The organism is Hymenobacter coccineus, assembly GCF_001816125.1.
GTDB lineage: Bacteria > Bacteroidota > Bacteroidia > Cytophagales > Hymenobacteraceae > Hymenobacter > Hymenobacter coccineus.
Map to the genome: position 1 here is coordinate 1 of NZ_MDZA01000270.1, position 1644 is coordinate 1644.

General features: G+C 63.5%; 3 protein-coding genes and 1 pseudogene. All 4 read right to left on the reverse strand.

The window, feature by feature from the left end; all coding sequences use genetic code 11:
• Nucleotides 1-347: transposase (locus tag BEN49_RS14930; protein ID WP_158022943.1), on the reverse strand; the 347-nt coding region annotated here is incomplete at its 3' end.
• A gap of 57 nt (nt 348-404) precedes the next feature.
• Nucleotides 405-593: pseudogene (locus tag BEN49_RS30965) on the reverse strand (DDE-type integrase/transposase/recombinase); the annotation flags it as partial.
• 15 nt (nt 594-608) lie between these two features.
• A complete protein-coding gene (locus tag BEN49_RS14935; protein WP_070744698.1) occupies nt 609-914 on the reverse strand; it encodes an IS3 family transposase in 306 nt (101 codons plus the stop codon).
• Nucleotides 915-1076: 162 nt separating this feature from the next.
• Entirely contained in the window at nt 1077-1325 is a 249-nt protein-coding gene (locus BEN49_RS14940; RefSeq protein WP_070744701.1) for a transposase, read from the reverse strand.
• Nucleotides 1326-1644: the final 319 nt, after the last annotated feature.

Genomic DNA, 1644 nt, shown 5'->3' on the forward strand with positions numbered 1-1644 from the left:
TTGCTTGCCGGCATCATAGCCGTGACAGCCCCCCTTTTAGCGCCCGTCCGAACCGACTGCGTATCAATCGCGCCCGCCGTGGGCTCGGCTGCCCGGCTGGGTTGGCGCACCGCTCGACGCAGGCCATCCATCAACCGGTCCCAGGTCCCATCCGCGCGCCACGCCTCGAACTGTTTGTAAACCGTGCGCCAGGGCGGTAGGTCGTGCGGCAGCAGATGCCAGGCACTGCCCGCCCGGGCTTGGTAAAAAATGGCGTTGAGCAATTCCCGTTTGGAATGCAGAGGCGGACGGCCATAGCCACTGGTAGCCACGTAGGGCTCCACCACAAGCCATTGTTCGTCAGTCAAATCGGTTGGATAAACACGGCGATTCATCCAGCAAAGATAAATCCCTATCCTTTTACCCTATACCCTCTTAGACCGGGTGGCCCTGCATTGACTGCCCTGGTCGGAATGCACAATGAGCCCCGCCGGGGGTCGGCGCACGGCCAGGGCGCGGCGGAGCGCCTCGCTGACCAAATCCTCGGGCATGGTTTCGCGCACGCCCCAGTCCACAACTTTGCGCGAGCAGCAGTCCAGCCACACGGCCAGGTAGCGCCAGCCGCCGCCCTAGCGGGGCAGGTAAGTGATGTCGCCGACCCACACCCGATTGGGGGCCGTGGGGGCCGGCTGGCCGAGCAAGCGGTTGGGCATAACGCACACGGCCAGGTCCGAATCGGTGGTGCGGGGCACAAACGAGCGGGGCTGTTGCGCCCGCAGGCCGTGGGCGTGGAACACGCGGCGGGTGCGCCAGCGGCCCACCGCATAGCCGTCGGCTTGCACTTCCACCCGCAGCCGGCGCGTGCCGTAGCGCTGGCTGTGATAGGCAAACGCTTCCCGCACGGCCACTTGCCAGGCCGGCTCAACCGCCGGCACCTGCTGCTGGCGGCCAGGCGTAATAGGCTGCCGGGGCCACGCGCAGAATCTGGCAAAGCTGGCGTACCGGCACCTGACTGGCCCGCTGGGTGATGTGCTGGTAGGTGCTCACCGGGTCGGCTGGCCGAAGATGACCAAGGCTTTTTTTAAAATGTCCAACTCCTACTCGGCCCGTTTCAGGCGGGCGCGCAGGGCCCGCACCTCCGGGTCGCGTGCCACCTCCACGCTGCCAACCTCGGCCACCACCTGCGCCTGCTGCCGGCGGTAGAGTAGTTTGGGGCTGATGCCCAACTGTTGGGCCGCCGACTGGGTGCTGCGGCTTCCGCTAGCCAGACGCACGGCCTCGGCTTTGAAGGCCTCGTCGTATTTACGCCGTTTGTCGGGCGACGCCCCGCTGGATTTGCTTGCCATACTGAATTTGCTTGCCATAACAGAAGAAATATACGTCCTTCTTATGTTCACCATTTCTAGACCACCTCACTAAAAAGCCTCTCATAGCGATGTGAGGGCCTTTTTTGTTTTTCTCCCTATCAGGTACCCACCCCGTCGCCAGGCGGCCCTTGGGTGGCCCAGGCCCTTTGCCCTGAGCCGGGGCACTTAGCCAATTACGACTGGGCATTTGGTGGGGGCCCTAGAGCCTGTTATGAACTTGTGCCGAAATTCGGGGTATGGCTTACCCCAGCGATGTAAAAGACGACGAATGGACCTTCGTGGCCCCGTACCTGTGCTT

Excerpts from the sequence above, each read along its gene's own strand:
- BEN49_RS14940 (WP_070744701.1), bottom strand. The coding sequence starts at position 1,325 with ATGGCAAGCAAATCCAGCGGGGCGTCGCCCGACAAACGGCGTAAATAC.